The sequence below is a fragment of the Pseudomonas taiwanensis genome, assembly GCF_013393345.1.
Lineage (GTDB): Bacteria > Pseudomonadota > Gammaproteobacteria > Pseudomonadales > Pseudomonadaceae > Metapseudomonas > Metapseudomonas resinovorans_C.
This window is the reverse complement of record NZ_QJRF01000061.1, coordinates 83,451-98,722: the sequence shown is the minus strand read 5'-3', so window position 1 is coordinate 98,722 and position 15,272 is coordinate 83,451. Positions and strand designations below refer to the sequence as shown.

At 62.3% G+C, this 15,272-nt stretch carries 18 protein-coding genes and 1 tRNA gene; 16 read left to right on the top strand and 3 right to left on the bottom strand.

Translation table 11 applies throughout. The features are described 5' to 3' along the window. Positions 1 to 18 precede the first annotated feature (18 nt). The 13 genes from ruvA to nadA all read left to right on the top strand — a co-directional run bounded on the left by ruvA (position 19) and on the right by nadA (position 10,065). A complete protein-coding gene (gene ruvA / locus DM872_RS14840) occupies positions 19 to 624 on the top strand; it encodes a Holliday junction branch migration protein RuvA (protein ID WP_179060209.1) in 606 nt (201 codons plus the stop codon). 6 nt (positions 625 to 630) lie between these two features. Continuing rightward, on the top strand, positions 631 to 1,683 hold the full coding sequence (gene ruvB / locus DM872_RS14835; protein WP_179060208.1) for a Holliday junction branch migration DNA helicase RuvB: 1,053 nt from the start codon (positions 631 to 633) through the stop codon (positions 1,681 to 1,683). Between the two features lie 91 nt (positions 1,684 to 1,774). Then, positions 1,775 to 2,221: a tol-pal system-associated acyl-CoA thioesterase gene (ybgC, locus tag DM872_RS14830; protein ID WP_179060207.1), complete on the top strand. Its 447-nt coding sequence runs from the start codon at positions 1,775 to 1,777 to the stop codon at positions 2,219 to 2,221. A 2-nt stretch (positions 2,222 to 2,223) separates the two neighbouring features. Continuing rightward, a complete protein-coding gene (gene tolQ, locus DM872_RS14825; protein ID WP_077524016.1) occupies positions 2,224 to 2,919 on the top strand; it encodes a protein TolQ in 696 nt (231 codons plus the stop codon). A 34-nt stretch (positions 2,920 to 2,953) separates the two neighbouring features. Further along, the gene (gene tolR / locus DM872_RS14820; RefSeq protein ID WP_179060206.1) at positions 2,954 to 3,412 is read left to right on the top strand and encodes a protein TolR; all 459 of its coding nucleotides are present in this window, start codon (positions 2,954 to 2,956) and stop codon (positions 3,410 to 3,412) included. Beyond that, positions 3,412 to 4,452 (top strand): cell envelope integrity protein TolA, encoded by a 1,041-nt coding sequence (gene tolA / locus DM872_RS14815; protein WP_077524014.1) that lies wholly within the window; start codon positions 3,412 to 3,414, stop codon positions 4,450 to 4,452. The genes tolR and tolA overlap by 1 nt, the downstream gene beginning before the upstream one ends. Next, the gene (gene tolB, locus DM872_RS14810; RefSeq protein WP_179060205.1) at positions 4,449 to 5,753 is read left to right on the top strand and encodes a Tol-Pal system beta propeller repeat protein TolB; all 1,305 of its coding nucleotides are present in this window, start codon (positions 4,449 to 4,451) and stop codon (positions 5,751 to 5,753) included. Before tolA ends, tolB begins: the two co-directional genes overlap by 4 nt. Positions 5,754 to 5,812: 59 nt before the next feature. Continuing rightward, positions 5,813 to 6,310 carry a peptidoglycan-associated lipoprotein Pal gene (gene pal, locus DM872_RS14805; RefSeq protein WP_028627602.1) on the top strand — a complete coding sequence of 166 codons (498 nt, stop codon included), beginning with the start codon at positions 5,813 to 5,815 and terminating at the stop codon, positions 6,308 to 6,310. Between the two features lie 6 nt (positions 6,311 to 6,316). Continuing rightward, positions 6,317 to 7,141 (top strand): tol-pal system protein YbgF, encoded by an 825-nt coding sequence (gene ybgF / locus DM872_RS14800; RefSeq protein ID WP_179060204.1) that lies wholly within the window; start codon positions 6,317 to 6,319, stop codon positions 7,139 to 7,141. Between the two features lie 125 nt (positions 7,142 to 7,266). After that, entirely contained in the window at positions 7,267 to 7,914 is a 648-nt protein-coding gene (gene queE / locus DM872_RS14795) for a 7-carboxy-7-deazaguanine synthase QueE (protein WP_179060203.1), read from the top strand. A 70-nt stretch (positions 7,915 to 7,984) separates the two neighbouring features. Further along, positions 7,985 to 8,659 (top strand): 7-cyano-7-deazaguanine synthase QueC, encoded by a 675-nt coding sequence (gene queC / locus DM872_RS14790; RefSeq protein ID WP_179060202.1) that lies wholly within the window; start codon positions 7,985 to 7,987, stop codon positions 8,657 to 8,659. A 58-nt stretch (positions 8,660 to 8,717) separates the two neighbouring features. After that, a tRNA-Lys gene (locus tag DM872_RS14785) sits at positions 8,718 to 8,793 on the top strand. A gap of 213 nt (positions 8,794 to 9,006) precedes the next feature. Next, complete coding sequence (gene nadA, locus DM872_RS14780) at positions 9,007 to 10,065, top strand: quinolinate synthase NadA (RefSeq protein ID WP_179060201.1); 1,059 nt, start codon at positions 9,007 to 9,009, stop codon at positions 10,063 to 10,065. Between the two features lie 72 nt (positions 10,066 to 10,137). Here the strand turns inward: nadA and DM872_RS14775 are convergent, their stop codons facing one another. Then, positions 10,138 to 11,571, bottom strand: a complete 1,434-nt coding sequence (locus DM872_RS14775; RefSeq protein ID WP_179060200.1) for a M48 family metalloprotease — start codon at positions 11,569 to 11,571, stop codon at positions 10,138 to 10,140. A 156-nt stretch (positions 11,572 to 11,727) separates the two neighbouring features. Here DM872_RS14775 and DM872_RS14770 point away from each other — a divergent pair, with 156 nt between their 5' ends. Both DM872_RS14770 and DM872_RS14765 read left to right on the top strand, forming a co-directional pair. Then, entirely contained in the window at positions 11,728 to 11,979 is a 252-nt protein-coding gene (locus tag DM872_RS14770) for a sulfurtransferase TusA family protein (RefSeq protein WP_077524008.1), read from the top strand. 37 nt (positions 11,980 to 12,016) lie between these two features. Beyond that, positions 12,017 to 13,087: an AI-2E family transporter gene (locus DM872_RS14765; RefSeq protein WP_179060199.1), complete on the top strand. Its 1,071-nt coding sequence runs from the start codon at positions 12,017 to 12,019 to the stop codon at positions 13,085 to 13,087. 79 nt (positions 13,088 to 13,166) lie between these two features. On the opposite strand, the gene DM872_RS14760 is transcribed toward DM872_RS14765, so the two are convergent. After that, positions 13,167 to 13,640: a peroxiredoxin gene (locus DM872_RS14760; RefSeq protein ID WP_179060198.1), complete on the bottom strand. Its 474-nt coding sequence runs from the start codon at positions 13,638 to 13,640 to the stop codon at positions 13,167 to 13,169. A gap of 13 nt (positions 13,641 to 13,653) precedes the next feature. Next, positions 13,654 to 14,211 carry a glycine cleavage system protein R gene (locus DM872_RS14755; RefSeq protein WP_179060197.1) on the bottom strand — a complete coding sequence of 186 codons (558 nt, stop codon included), beginning with the start codon at positions 14,209 to 14,211 and terminating at the stop codon, positions 13,654 to 13,656. A gap of 178 nt (positions 14,212 to 14,389) precedes the next feature. Between DM872_RS14755 and dapA the strand changes: the two genes are divergently transcribed. After that, entirely contained in the window at positions 14,390 to 15,268 is an 879-nt protein-coding gene (gene dapA, locus DM872_RS14750) for a 4-hydroxy-tetrahydrodipicolinate synthase (RefSeq protein WP_179060196.1), read from the top strand. Positions 15,269 to 15,272: the final 4 nt, after the last annotated feature.

The window sequence follows — 15,272 nt, the reverse complement described above, 5'->3', positions numbered from 1 at the left end:
ATTCAAAGGACGCAATTCGTGATTGGACGCTTGCGCGGCAACCTGGCGGAGAAACAACCGCCGCATCTGATCCTCGACGTCAACGGCGTGGGTTACGAGCTGGAAGTCCCAATGACCACCCTCTATCGCCTGCCTTCGGTGGGTGAGCCGGTGACCCTGCACACCCACCTGGTGGTACGCGAGGATGCTCATCTGCTCTATGGCTTCTTCGAGAAGCGTGAGCGCGAGCTGTTCCGGGAGCTGATCCGCCTGAACGGCGTCGGCCCGAAGCTGGCCTTGGCGCTGATGTCCGGCCTGGAGGTGGATGAACTGGTGCGCTGTGTACAGGCCCAGGACACCTCCACGCTGGTGAAGATTCCTGGCGTGGGCAAGAAAACCGCCGAGCGCCTGCTGGTGGAACTCAAGGACCGCTTCAAGGCTTGGGAAAGCATGCCGGCCATCGCCACCCTGGTGGTCGAACCCCGGGTTGGCGTGGCAGTCTCCAGCGCGGAGAATGATGCGCTCGCTGCGCTTATCGCCCTGGGATTCAAGCCTCAAGAGGCCAGTCGAGCGGTATCCGCAATCAAGGAAGAAGGACTGTCCAGCGAAGAAATGATCCGCCGCGCCCTGAAAGGAATGGTGTAAGTCCGAATGATCGAAGCCGACCGCCTCATCACCGCCAGCAGCCGCGATCGCGACGAGCAGCTGGATCGTGCAATTCGCCCGCTGAAGCTTGCCGACTACATCGGCCAGCCGGTCGTGCGTGAGCAGATGGAGCTCTTCATCCAGGCTGCGAAGGGGCGGAGCGAGGCCCTCGACCATACCCTGATCTTCGGCCCGCCTGGATTGGGCAAGACGACGCTGGCGAACATCATCGCCAGCGAGATGGGCGTGGCTATCAAGAGCACCTCCGGCCCGGTACTGGAGCGGCCCGGCGATCTCGCGGCGCTGCTGACAAACCTGGAAGCCGGTGATGTGCTTTTCGTCGATGAGATCCATCGCCTGTCGCCCATCGTCGAAGAGGTGCTCTACCCGGCGATGGAGGACTTCCAGCTCGACATCATGATCGGTGAAGGCCCGGCGGCCCGTTCGATCAAGCTGGACCTGCCGCCCTTCACCCTGGTGGGTGCCACCACCCGTGCCGGCATGCTGACCAACCCGCTGCGTGACCGCTTCGGTATCGTCCAGCGACTGGAGTTCTACAACACACAGGACCTGGCCACCATCGTTGCTCGTTCCGCCGGCATCCTCGGCCTGCATATCGAGCCGGAGGGCGCCTTCGAAATCGCCCGTCGTGCCCGCGGCACGCCGCGTATCGCCAACCGATTGCTGCGCCGGGTGCGTGATTTCGCTGAAGTGCGTGGTCAGGGCGAGATCACCCGCGTCATCGCCGACAAGGCGCTGAACCTGCTGGACGTCGACGAGCGTGGCTTCGACCACCAGGACCGGCGTCTACTGCTGACCATGATCGACAAATTCGATGGCGGACCGGTCGGGATCGACAACCTGGCGGCAGCCATCAGCGAAGAACGCCATACGATCGAGGACGTTCTCGAGCCCTACCTGATCCAGCAGGGCTACATCATGCGTACGCCGAGGGGGAGGGTGGTGACCCGTCACGCCTACTTACACTTCGGCCTGAACCTGCCCAAGCGCATGGCGGACAATCCGACCGCCGATCTTTTCGGCTCGGGTGACGAATAGGCGCTTTTGTGGTCGAAGCGCTCGGCAAAGGGTAGCCATGAAAAAACAGTTGCCTGGCCGGATTGGCAACCTTAGGAGTAAGCACTAGAGTATGCGCGCGCAAAATGGGGCCCAGCCGTTTCAGCATCGTTGTCGTGTGTATTACGAAGACACCGATGCCGGCGGCATCGTCTACTACGTCAATTACCTCAAGTTCATGGAGCGGGCTCGAACCGAGCGCCTGCGCAGTCTGGGCTTTGCCCAGTCCGAGCTGGCCGGGGAGAACCTGCTGTTCGTCGTTCATTCGGCCGAAGCGCGCTATGTAGCGCCTGCGAAGCTGGACGACGTACTGGACGTCAGTGCCGAGGTCATGGAGTTGAACCGTGCCAGCCTGCGTTTTCGTCAACAGGTCAGGCGAGCCACCGATAACGCATTGCTATGCGAAGGGCAGTTCCTGATTGCCTGTGTACGTGCCGACAGTTTGAAACCCCGGGCGATCCCCGAAGCGCTGCGTGAAGCCTTCGCCGCCGACCCGGGTCTATTCCCAGCAGGAGATTAAGCGTGGAAGCCAACGTCGTCGACCATACCTCCATGTGGAGCCTGATCAGCAACGCCAGTATCGTGGTGCAGCTGGTCATGCTGATCCTGGTGGCCGCATCGGTCACCTCCTGGATCATGATTTTCCAGCGCAGCAACATGCTGCGCGCCGCCAAGAAGTCGCTGGAAACCTTCGAAGAGCGTTTCTGGTCCGGTATCGACCTGTCCAAGCTGTACCGCCAGGCCGGCAGCAACCCGGACCCGGACTGCGGCGTCGAGCAGATCTTCCGCGCCGGCTTCAAGGAATTCTCCCGTCTGCGCCAGCAAGCCGGTGTGGACCCGGATGCCGTGATGGAAGGTGTGGCCCGCGCCATGCGCGTCGCCATTTCCCGTGAGGAAGAGAAGCTCGAGCAGAGCCTGCCGTTCCTCGCCACCGTGGGTTCCACCAGTCCGTATATCGGCCTGTTCGGTACCGTGTGGGGCATCATGAACTCGTTCCGCGGCCTGGCCCAGGTGCAGCAGGCGACCCTGGCAACCGTGGCGCCCGGCATCGCCGAGGCCCTGATCGCCACCGCGATCGGCCTGTTCGCCGCTATCCCGGCGGTCATCGCCTACAACCGCTTCTCCGCTCGTGGCGAGACCCTGATCGGTCGCTACTACACCTTCGCCGACGAGTTCCAGGCCATCCTGCACCGCAAAGTGCACACCAGCGACGAGTAAGTCGCCGGGACCCTGAGAGGAAAGGTTTCAAGCCATGGCCAGAATCCGCCACAAACGCAAACCGGTCGCCGAGATGAACGTCGTGCCTTACATCGACGTCATGCTCGTGCTGCTGGTGATCTTCATGGTCACCGCGCCCATGCTCAACCAGGGCGTCAAGGTCGACCTGCCGAAGGTTTCCAGCGAGGCCCTGCCGCAGGACAACAATGCCCGCGTCCTGACCATCTCGATCAAGGCCGACAAGTCCTACTACTGGAACATGGGCGAAGAAGTACAGACCGACCAGACCCGCAAGAGCGAGACCTCGGTCTCCCTGGACGCGTTGGTCCAGGCAGCCTCCGGCATCATGGCCGAGAACAGCCGCCAGGGTAAGACGGTCCAGGTCTTCGTCCGTGGTGACAAAACGGTCGACTACGGCGCTGTGATGGCGGTGATGGGCGGCCTGCAGAAGGCCGGCGTGGCCAACGTCGGGCTGATCACCGAGGCGCCCTGATGCAACAGCAGAGCGAACGCTCCTCCTCGGAAAGTTACTTCTGGCCGACCGTCTGGGCTGTGTCTCTGCACGTCCTGATGTTCGGCATGTTGTTCGTCAGCTTCGCCTTCACCCCGGAACTGCCGCCGTCCCGACCGATCGTGCAGGCCACCCTGTACCAGCTCAAATCCCAGAGCCAGGCCACTACTCAGACCAACCAGAAAATCGCTGGCGAGAAGAAGCAGACCACTGCTCCTCAGTATGAGACCGAGCAGTTGGAGCAGAAGAAGGCCGAGGAACAGAAGGTAGCGGCTGCGGCCAAGGCGTCGGAACAAAAGAAAGCCGAGGAAGCTCGAAAGGCCGAGCAGGCGGAGAAGAAGGCCGAGGAAGCCAAGCAGGCAGCCGAAGCCAAGAAAGCCGAAGACGCGAAGAAGGTCGAAGAGAAGAAACAGGCTGATTTCGCCAAGAAGAAAGCCGAAGAGGAAGCCAAGAAGCAGGCGGCCGAAGAGACGAAGAAGAAAGCCGCTGAGGAGGCCAAGAAAAAGGCCGCTGAAGAGGCGAAGAAGAAGGCGACTGCTGAAGCTGCGAAGAAGAAAGCTGCCGAGGATGCCAAGAAAAAGGCTGCCGCCGATGCCGCGAAGAAGAAAGCGGCTGAGCAAGCCAAGCGCAAGGCCGCCGAGGACAAGAAAGCCGCCGCCCTGGCCGAACTCCTGTCCGAGGACGTGGGCCACCAGCAGGCCCTGGCTGATGAAGTCGGTGATCAGGTTGCGGGCAGTCTCGACGACCTGATCATCAAGCTGGTCAGCGAGCAGTGGCGTCGCCCGCCATCGGCACGTAACGGCATGAGCGTAGAAGTAATGATCGAGATGCTGCCGGACGGCACCATCACCAACGCCAGTGTCACCCGCTCCAGCGGTGATGCGCCCTTCGACAGCTCGGCCGTGAGTGCCGTGCGCAGCGTGGGGCGTATCCCAGAGATGCAACAACTGGATCGCGCTACCTTTGACCAGATGTACAGGCAGCGCCGCATCATCTTCAAACCGGAGGATTTAGGTCTGTGAATACCCTCATTCGTATCGTCCTGCTCGGAGTGGCCATGCTGGTCGGCTCCGTCCAGGCCGCCGACCCGCTGGTCATCACCAGCGGTACCGACCGGGCGACCCCGATCGCCGTGGTGCCCTTTGGCTGGCAGGGCGGCACGGTTCTGCCCACCGACATCTCCGAAGTGGTCGGCAATGACTTGCGCAACTCCGGCTACTTCGAGCCGATCCCGCGCCAGAACATGATCAGCCTGCCGACCCAGGCCAGCGAAGTGATCTTCCGCGACTGGAAAGCCCTGGGCGCCCAGTACGTGCTGGTCGGCAGCGTCGTTCCGTCCGGTGGCCGTCTGCAGGTGCAGTTCGCACTGTTCAACGTCACCACCGAACAGCAGGTCATGGCTGGCAATGTCAGCGGTTCGACCGATCAGCTGCGCGACATGGCGCACTACATCGCCGACCAGTCGTTCGAGAAGCTCACCGGCATCAAGGGTGCGTTCTCCACCCGCATGCTCTACGTGACCGCCGAACGTTTCTCGGTGAACAACACCCGCTACACCCTGCAGCGCTCCGACTACGACGGTCAGCGTGCGGTAACCCTGCTGCAGTCCCGCGAGCCCATCCTGTCGCCGCGCTATGCACCTGATGGTCGCCGTATCGCTTACGTGTCCTTCGAGCAACGCCGTCCGCGTATCTTCATCCAGCACATCGATACCGGCCGCCGTGAACAGATCACCAACTTCGAAGGCCTGAACGGTGCGCCGGCCTGGTCGCCGGAAGGCAATCGCCTGGCATTCGTGCTGTCCCGTGATGGCAACCCGGAGATCTACGTGATGGACCTGGGCAGCCGCCAGATTCGTCGCGTGACCAACAATATGGCCATCGACACCGAGCCGTTCTGGGGCGCTGATGGCCAGACCATCTATTTCACCTCGGATCGCGCCGGCAAGCCGCAGATCTACAAGGCCAACATCAACGGCGGCGAGCCGCAGCGCGTGACCTTCGTGGGCAACTACAACGCCAACCCGAAACTCTCGGCTGACGAGAAGATGCTGGTGATGATTCATCGTCAGGATGGCTTCACCAACTTCAAGGTGGCTGCGCAGGATCTGACCCGCTCGGGCAGCGCTCCGCGCATCCTTTCCGGCACCACCCTGGACGACTCGCCCACTGTTGCGCCTAATGGCACCATGCTAATCTACGCAACTCGCCAGCAGGGGGGCGGCGTGCTGATGCTCGTGTCTACAAACGGGCGCGTACGAGTCCCGATTCCCACAGTTCAGGGCGACATTCGCGAACCGTCCTGGTCGCCGTACCTGAACTGAAGCGGTCTTTAAAAAAATACCTTTGCTAAACACACCTGGGGTTCATTAGGAGTTACATGATGGAAATGCTGAAATTCGGCAAGTTTGCCGCTCTCGCTCTGGCCATGGCCGTAGCTGTTGGTTGCTCGTCCAAAGGCGGCGAAGGCACCGGTGAAGGCGCTGTTGACCCGAACGCTGGCTACAACGCCGGTGGCAGCGGTGTAGACGGCAGCATGAGCGAAGAAGCCGCTCTGCGCGCTATCACCACCTTCTACTTCGAGTACGACAGCTCCGACCTGAAGCCGGAAGCCATGCGCGCTCTGGATGTACACGCCAAGGACCTGAAAGCCAACGGCAACCGCGTTGTCCTGGAAGGTCACACCGACGAGCGCGGTACCCGCGAGTACAACATGGCTCTGGGCGAGCGTCGTGCCAAGGCCGTTCAGCGCTACCTGGTTCTGCAGGGCGTTTCCCCGGCTCAGGCTGAGCTGGTTTCCTACGGCGAAGAGCGTCCGGTTGCCACTGGCAACGACGAGCAGTCCTGGGCGCAAAACCGTCGCGTAGAACTGCGTAAGTAATTCGCGATGCGCAAATCCAGTCGTGCTCTGACCATCCTGGCCCTCTCCAGCCTGCCGTTTGCGGCGCTGGCTGAGGTTCCCGTTGTGGATAACGACGCCGGTTACGGCGGCAGTTACCCTCCGGCCGGTTACGGCACGACTGGTGCCGCCTACGCAGGAACGGGAGCTCCCGCAGCTCCCGTCTCCGCGCAGGGCGAGCTGTTCATGCAGTTGCAGCAGATGCAGGAAGAGATCGCTCGCCTGCGTGGCATGCTTGAAGAGCAGCAGTACGAAATCCAGCGCCTGAAACAGGAAAGCCTGGAGCGATACCAGGACCTGGATCGCCGTCTTTCCGGTGGCGCCGCAGCCGGTGCACCGGCAGCCCCGAATTCCCCTGCCGCTGGCGCCCCCGCTGCCAACGGTGCTCCCGCCGCTCCCGCACAGCAACCAGCTGCCAGCAGCGAGCCGGGCGACCCCGCGAAGGAAAAGCTCTACTACGACGCTGCCTTCGACCTGATCAAGGCAAAGGATTTCGACAAGGCCAGCCAGGCCTTCACCGCTTTCCTGCGCAAGTACCCGAACAGCCAGTACGCCGGCAATGCGCAGTACTGGTTGGGCGAGGTGAACCTCGCGAAGGGTGATCTGCAAGGCGCCAGCCAGGCTTTCGCCCGGGTTGGCCAGGCCTATCCGCAGCACCCGAAAGTGCCGGATTCCATGTACAAGCTGGCGGATGTCGAGCAGCGCCTTGGCAATACCGACAAGGCCAAGAGCATTCTCCAGCAAGTCATCAGCCAATTCCCGGGCAGCTCGGCCGCCCAGTTGGCCCAGCGCGATCTCCAGCGCCTGCCCTGAGGCCTGACCTCCGAATCACGAAAACCCGCGCCAGTCGCGGGTTTTTTCGTTAGAATCGCCGCCCCCAACCTTCATTCCCGCAACGGAGGCGGATGGCCTGTTTCGCCGTCACGCCCGTGGCTGATATGCATCAAACCCTGCGAATTACCGAGATTTTCTACTCGTTGCAGGGGGAAACACGTACCGCCGGCCTACCGACGGTTTTCGTGCGCCTGACCGGCTGCCCCCTGCGTTGTCAGTACTGCGACACCGCCTATGCCTTCAGTGGCGGTGAGCTCATGACGCTCGAGGCCATCCTCGAGCGCATCGCCGCCTACAAGCCGCGCTATATCTGCGTCACCGGCGGTGAGCCGCTGGCCCAGCCGAACTGCATCCCGCTGCTGCAACGCCTGTGCGATGCCGGCTACGAGGTGTCCATCGAGACCAGTGGTGCGCTCGATGTGTCAGCTGTGGACCCGCGAGTGAGCAAAGTCGTCGACCTCAAGACGCCTGGCTCGGCGGAAGTCGGCCGGAACCGCTACGAGAACATTGCCCACCTCACGGCCAATGACCAGGTGAAGTTCGTCATCTGCTCCCGCGAGGACTATGACTGGGCGGTGTCCAAGCTGATCGAGTATCGCCTCGAGCAGCGGGCCGGCGAGGTGCTGTTCTCTCCTAGCTACAAGGAGGTCAGCGCGCGCGACCTGGCGGACTGGATCGTCGCCGACAACCTGCCGGTGCGCCTGCAACTGCAGTTGCACAAAATTCTCTGGAACGACGAACCGGGTCACTGATCCGGCTCGATTGCGCACCATGCCTCCCCGTGACTTGCGCGCGGGGCAGGCCGATTTCGAGAGGTATCCCATGAGCGAGAAGAAAGCGGTCATCCTGCTGTCCGGCGGTCTGGACTCGGCCACCGTAGTCGCGCTGGCCCGCGCCGAAGGCTATGCCTGCTACACCATGAGTTTCGACTATGGCCAGCGGCATCGCGCCGAGCTGAACGCCGCCGAGCGTGTAGCCCGCCAACTGGGTGTGGTGGAGCACAAGGTGATCGGTCTCAACCTGGACGGCATTGGCGGCTCGGCCCTGACCGACACCTCCATCGATGTGCCTGAAAGCCCCACCGAAGGCATTCCAGTGACCTATGTACCGGCGCGAAACACCGTGTTCCTGTCCCTGGCCCTGGGTTGGGCCGAGGTGCTGGGTGCGCGGGATATCTTCATCGGCGTCAACGCGGTGGATTATTCCGGCTACCCGGATTGCCGCCCCGAGTTCGTCGAGGCGTTCCAGCGCATGGCCAACCTGGCCACCAAGGCGGGCGTGGAAGGGGATGGTTTCCGTATCCAGGCGCCGTTGCAGAACCTGAGCAAGGCCGAGATCGTCCAGGCAGGCCTGCGTCATGGCGTCGACTATGGGCTTACCGTGTCTTGCTATCAGGCTGACGATGACGGCCGCGCTTGCGGCAGGTGCGACAGCTGCCGGCTGCGTGCGGCAGGCTTCACTGCTGCCGGAGTAAAGGATCCGACCCGATATCAGTAATTTTTTTTACGAGGGGTGTTGAATTCCTGAATAAAATCAGTATCATGCGCCTCGCGTTGGGTCGTTAGCTCAGTCGGTAGAGCAGTTGGCTTTTAACCAATTGGTCGTAGGTTCGAATCCTACACGACCCACCAACTTCAAAAGCCCGCCTTTCAAGGCGGGCTTTTTCGTTCCTGGGCTTCGAGTCGCTCATGGAATGCCTCGGGCGTACCTGATGGATGGCGCTTGCCAGCCCTGTCCCAGCGCCGCCAAATCTGCGTTATCATCCGCCGCCCCACGTGGCCCCTTGGCTACAGAGGCGGATGTATAATCGTCTTCGCGCCGTCGCGCTCGCAGGTCCCGCTCCCATGACACAGCTTTCCGAACGCTTTCTGGTCCAGGCCCACCTTGCCGCCAAGCAGCCCAAACCGCTGACGGCCGAGGAGGAGGCGCACTACCGTGCCGCTATCGCTGCTGAACTGAAGGCCCGTGACGCGGTTCTGGTCGCGCACTATTACTGCGACCCGGTCATCCAGGCGCTGGCAGAGGAAACCGGTGGCTGCGTCTCCGATTCCCTGGAAATGGCCCGCTTCGGTAACCAGCACCCGGCAAAGACCGTGGTCGTTGCCGGTGTTCGCTTCATGGGCGAGACCGCGAAGATCCTCAACCCGGAAAAACGCGTTCTGATGCCAACCCTGGAAGCGACCTGCTCCCTGGACCTGGGTTGCCCCGTCGATGAGTTCTCGGCGTTCTGTGATCAGCATCCGGAGCGCACCGTGGTTGTCTATGCGAACACCTCCGCAGCCGTGAAGGCCCGTGCCGACTGGGTCGTGACCTCCAGTTGCGCATTGGAAATCGTCGAGAGCCTGATGGACAACGGCGAAACGATCATCTGGGCGCCGGACCAGCACCTGGGCCGATATATCCAGCGTGAAACCGGGGCCGACATGCTGCTCTGGGACGGTGCCTGCATCGTCCACGAAGAGTTCAAGGCCAAGCAGCTGCAGGATATGAAGGCCCTGTACCCCGATGCGGCGGTGCTGGTGCACCCGGAATCTCCTGAGGCTGTGATCGAGTTGGCCGACGCGGTCGGATCCACCAGCCAACTGATCAAGGCGGCGCAGACGCTGCCGAACAAGATGTTCATCGTTGCCACTGATCGCGGCATCTTCTACAAGATGCAGCAGCTGTGCCCCGACAAGCAGTTCGTCGAGGCCCCGACCGCCGGCAATGGTGCCGCCTGCCGCAGTTGCGCCCACTGCCCGTGGATGGCCATGAACACCCTGGAACGCACCCTGCAGTGCCTGCGCGAAGGCACGAACGAAATCTTCGTCGATCCGGCGCTGATTCCGAAGGCGATCAAGCCGCTGAAGCGCATGCTGGACTTCACCCAGGCCGCACGCATGAAGCAGGCCGGTAACGCCTGATTCCGTCCCATGAAAAAGCCCGGACTTGTCCGGGCTTTTTTGTGTCTGGGCCAATCGAGGGAGCAGCCTCGATCAACGCATCATCTGTTTGAGCATCCTCTGCTGGTCGGCCATTTCCTGCTGGCGGGCATCGATGCGCGCAGCGAGGGGGAAGTTGCTGCCGGCACGACGTTTGGCGAAGTCCAACTGCTCGATGGCCTGGTCGTAGTCGCCCACCAGAGCGAAGTACTCGGCACGGGCCTGGTGCAAGCCGATAGTGTTGCCAGCCAGTCCGCGTACCTCCGCCACCTGGTACCACACATCCGGATCGTTCGGTCGGCTCTTCAGCAGCCCGTCGAGTACCTTCTCCGCGTCCTTCGCCTTGTTCTGCTTGATCAGCAGGTCGCTGCGCATCTGTTTCAGCGGGTAGTTGTTGGGGTACTGGGCGAGCAGGCGGTCAACGCGTTGCTGGGCATCGGGCAGGCGATTGGCGGTGATGTCGAGGTCCACCTGCGCCAGGTTGTAGACGATCTCGTTGGGCGCCTTGGCCAGGAGCGGTGCCAGGTTGTCACGCGCCTGGTTGAGTTGGCCGCCCTTGATCTGGGCGATCGCCAGACCATAGCGGGCGGCGTCCAGCTTCGGGTCTTCCTCGAGCTGGGCGCGAAAGCGCTTGGCGGCGATACCGGGGGTCTCCTCGAACATGAGCTGCACGCGGGCGCGCATCAGTTGATAGCGCAGGCTGTTCTCAACGCCACCTGGCGGCAGCTGTTCAGCGCGGTTGCGGGTATCGGCGATACGGTTTTCGGTCACCGGGTGAGTCAGGAGGAATTCCGGCGGCTTGGCGTCATAGCGGTACTGGCGCATCAGGCGCTCGAACATGCGCGGCATCGCGCGAGGGTCGTAGCCGGCCTTTTCCAGATTGAGCAGGCCGATGCGGTCGGCCTCCTGTTCGTTCTGCCGGGAGAAGCGGCGCTGTTCCTGGATAGCCGCGGCCTGGGTACCCATGATCGCCGCCATGCCGGCATCGCCGGCGCCGGCTGCAGCGGCGACGATACCTGCAAGCATCGCGGCCATCACCGGAATCTGCATGCGCTGCTGGGCTTCTACGCCACGGGCGAAGTGGCGTTGCGACAAGTGCGCCAATTCGTGGGCCAGCACCGAGGCGTACTCGGCTTCGGTAGGTGCATAGATGAAGAGGCCGCCGTTGACGCCGATGATCCCGCCCGGAGCGGCGAAGGCGTTCAATTGCGGGCTGTTGAGCAGAACGAACTCCAGGCGGCGATCCTGCAGCTGGCTGGTTTCGGCCAGTCGATAGACGCTGGACTCCACGTAGTCCTTCAGTTGCGGGTCATTGAGTTGCGGCACCTGGCCGCGCAGCAGGCTCAGCCAGGCGCGACCAAGTTGGTGTTCCTGTTCCGGGGATACGATGGAAGAGCTGGAATCCCCCAGCGACGGCAGATCATCGGCGATCAGGGGTGGAGCGAAAAAACAGGCAAGCGTCAGCAGAGTGGGGCGCAGAAGATTCATGCACTGGGCTCGTTGGCGGCAAAGGCCTAACTGTAGCCTCCAGCGCTGCTGGCTGGCCAGCGAAGCTCTGCCTTCGGTATCCTAACCGCCCGCTCAAGTATTTCCGCCCCGGGACCTTCCCGAACGACCCGCCAGGCGCCTTCCCGGAGACTCACCATGACTGACACCTCCAGTCGAACCGACGATTTCGACGTCGAGCTGGATGCCAGCGGACTGAACTGCCCGTTGCCCCTGCTCAAGGCCAAGCTCGAGCTCAATCGGCTGAACAGTGGCGCAGTGCTCAAGGTGATCGCTACCGACGCTGGGTCCCAGCGTGATTTCCGTGCTTTCGCGCAGTTGGCCGGGCACCAGTTGCTGCGCGAAGAGGTCGAAGACGGCGTCTTCCGCTACTGGTTGCGCAAGGCCTGACCCGGGCCCGCTGTTGCGGGCCATTCAAGGAATTCTGATGCTCAAGGTGCTTCGCGACTGGGTCCAGCGCTACTTCTCTGACGAAGAAGCCGTTGTGCTGGCCGTGGTCCTCGTTCTCGGCTTCACCGTCGTACTTACCCTCGGCAACATGCTGGCGCCCGTGTTGGCGGGAATGGTCCTGGCTTTTCTCATGCAGGGCCTGGTCAACCTGCTGGAGCGCCTGCGACTGCCACAGTCCCTGGCGGTCTGGATAGTCTTCGCCCTGTTCATTGGTGCACTGGCCCTGATTATCGGTGTCCTGGTGCCGTTGCTCTGGCAGCAGCTGAGCAAACTGTTCCAGGAACTGCCCGGGATGCTGGGCGAATGGCAGTCGTTGCTGCTGCTCCTGCCCGAGCGCTATCCGCATCTGGTGACCGATGAGCAGGTGCTCAAGGCCATCGAGGTCACCCGCAGCGAAGTCGCCAAGTTCGGCCAGTGGGCGCTGACGTTCTCACTGTCCAGCCTGCCGTTGCTGGTCAACATCATGATCTACCTGGTCCTGGTGCCGATCCTGGTGTTCTTCTTCCTCAAGGATCGGGTGCTGATCGGGCGCTGGATCAGTGGTTACCTGCCCAGCGAGCGCGGCTTGATGACACAGGTCTGGGACGAAGTGAACATCCAGATCGCCAACTACATTCGCGGCAAGGTGATCGAAATCGTCATCTGTGGTGCGGTGACCTACGTAGCGTTCGTCTGGCTCGGCCTGAATTACGCGGCGCTGCTGGCCCTGCTGGTGGGGCTCTCGGTGGTCGTGCCTTACATCGGCGCCGTGGTGGTGACCGTTCCTGTCGCCTTGATCGCGCTGTTCCAGTGGGGCTGGAGCGACCAGTTCATCTACCTGATGGTGGTCTACACCGTAATCCAGACCCTGGACGGCAACGTCCTCGTGCCACTGCTGTTCTCCGAAGCGGTGAACCTGCATCCGGTGGCGATCATCTGCGCCGTGCTCCTGTTCGGTGGGCTCTGGGGCTTCTGGGGAGTGTTCTTCGCCATTCCCCTGGCCACCCTGTTCAAGGCCGTGCTGGATGCCTGGCCTCGGGCTGGCCCTGGAAATGCCGTGGTGCAGTGAGGATTAGCCCGGACAGCGCATTCCTTGACCGGATAAATGAAAAAAGGCCGCGATTGCGGCCTTTTTCATTGGGGCGGGATCAGCCCTTGTTCAATGCCTGGGCGGCGGCGAGCACGGCGTCGACGTGGCCGGGTACCTTTACGCCGCGCCACTCCTGACGCAGGACGCCGTCCTTGTCAATGAGGAAGGTGCTGCGGTCAACGCCCATGTATTCCTTGCCGTAGAGCTTCTTCAGCTTGATCACGTCGAAGAGCTGGCAGAGCGATTCATCCTTGTCGGAGATCAGCTCGAAGGGGAATTCCTGTTTGCACTTGAAGTTCTCGTGGGACTTCATGCTGTCGCGGGAGACACCGAAGATGGCGGTGTTCGCAGCCAGGAAGGCGGCATGCTGGTCACGAAAACCCTGGCCTTCGGTGGTGCAGCCGGGGGTGCTGTCCTTGGGATAGAAATAAAGCACTACCTGCTTGCCCTTGAGCGCGGACAGGCTGACCTCCAGGCCACTCGTGGCCTGGGCGGTGAAGTCGGTGATGGATTGATTCAGGGAAACGGCCATGTCTGCTTGCTCCTCAGGGGTGTTGCGGGCGCCAGGGTTCGATCAGGGCGTCGAGGTTCAGGGCGTCGGCAAAGTCCAGGAACTGGTCACGCAGCCAGCTGATCTGGGTGCCGGCGGGCAGGGTCACGGTGATCGTGGCGTTGAGCATGGTGCCGCCGGTCTGAGGCGCCTGATAGGTGTCGCAGGTGAGGTTCTCCAGCTCGACGCGGTGGTCGATGAAGAACTGGCACAGTTCGTTGAGGATGTCCGGGCGATAGGCGGCGCTGATATAGGCCACGTAGGGCAGTGCCTGCGGGCGTGTTTCCATGGCGCTGCTGCGGGTGACGTTGGCGGTGAAGCCGTGGCGCTTGGCCAGTGCCGCCATACCCGCTTCTAGGCGTGCCAGTCCGTCCCAACTGCCGGAAACCTGCAGCACCAGGGCGCTGAATTCGCCGTGGCGGGTCAAGCGGCTGCTGACCACTGCGCAACGGTTTTCCTGGCTGGCGCGGCACAGCACGTTGGTCAGCTCCATCGGGTTGCGGCCGAGGGCACTGATCAAAAGGAATTGTTCGCGGGGCGGGGTGGTGGACATGCAGCATTCCTAGAGCGAGGGGAGGGCGGCCGGAGCCACACTGTTCAAACGGGGAAGGTTAGCGAAAAGCGTCGCCGAGGGAAATGCCGTAACCGCCTGACGGCGCTTGCGTTCACCTTGTGCAAGGCCAGAGCCGACAGTACCATTACGGCTCTCTTTTTCCGGCAGGAGCGGTTGCATGATTGCGGGCAGTATGGTGGCACTGGTTACGCCCATGGATGCGCAGGGTCAATTGGACTGGGACAGCCTCTCCAAACTCGTCGACTTCCATCTTCAAGAGGGCACCAACGCCATAGTCGCCGTCGGCACCACGGGCGAGTCCGCCACGCTTGACGTCAATGAGCACGTCGAAGTGATCCGCCGCGTCGTCGATCAGGTCAATGGCCGCATCCCGGTCATCGCCGGCACCGGTGGCAACTCCACCCGTGAGTCGGTCGAACTCACCGCCGCCGCCAAGAACGTCGGCGCCGATGCCTGCCTGCTGGTGACCCCGTACTACAACAAGCCGACCCAGGAAGGCCTGTACCAGCACTTCCGCCACATCGCTGAAGCCGTCGCTATCCCGCAGATCCTCTACAACGTACCGGGCCGCACCGTCTGCGACATGCTCCCGGAAACTGTCGAGCGCCTGTCGAAGATCAGCAACATCATCGGCATCAAGGAAGCCACTGGCGACCTGCAGCGAGGCCAGGAAGTACTGAACCGCGTCAGCAAGGATTTCCTCGTCTACTCCGGTGACGACGCCACTGCCGTCGAACTGATGCTGATGGGCGGCAAGGGCAATATCTCGGTTACCGCCAACGTTGCCCCGCGCGCCATGGCCGACCTCTGCGCTGCCGCCATGCGTGGCGACGCCGAAGTCGCTCGCGCCATCAACGACAAGCTGATGCCGCTGCACAAGGCACTGTTCATCGAGTCCAACCCGATTCCGGTGAAGTTCGCCCTGCACGAAATGGGTCTGATGCCCGACGGCATTCGCCTGCCGTTGACCTGGCTCAGCCCGCGTTGCCACGAGCCTCTGCGCCAAGCCATGCGCCAGTCCGGCGTACTTGCCTAATCCA